The organism is Terrabacter sp. 2RAF25, from assembly GCF_052115265.1.
Classification (GTDB): Bacteria; Actinomycetota; Actinomycetes; order Actinomycetales; family Dermatophilaceae; genus Terrabacter.
This window is the reverse complement of record NZ_JBFRGJ010000066.1, coordinates 1-401: the sequence shown is the minus strand read 5'-3', so window position 1 is coordinate 401 and position 401 is coordinate 1. Positions and strand designations below refer to the sequence as shown.

The 401-nt window shown below is 58.6% G+C and carries 1 protein-coding gene; it reads left to right on the top strand.

Features of this window, described 5'->3' with window-relative positions:
• A partial coding sequence (locus AB4091_RS21970; protein ID WP_442295055.1) for an AAA family ATPase occupies positions 1-401 on the top strand: 401 nt, incomplete at both ends.

Sequence of the window (401 nt, the reverse complement as noted above, 5' to 3'; positions counted from 1 at the left end):
GGTGAGAAGGCTGCTTTCGACCTGATCCTCGATTTTGTGGTCAAACGGCGCAGTTATCCGGATGCAATCTACTGCATCGACGAACCAGAAACCCACATGAACACGCGGCTACAGGCGGCGCTCCTCGGCGAGCTCGTCGGCCTGCTTCCCGGCAATTCTCAACTCTGGATCGCTTCGCACTCAATCGGGATGATGCGGAAGTCCCGCGAGATGTACGATGCCGACCCGACGTCCGTGGCTTTCATAGATTTCAGCGGTCACGACTTCGATCAGGTGATTACTCTCTCGCCGAGCAGGCCCACCCGAGCCTTCTGGGAAGGGGTGATGCACGTCGCCCTCGACGATCTCGCCGCGCTTGTGGCGCCGAAGCAAGTCGTAATCTGTGAAGGCAATCCAATGGG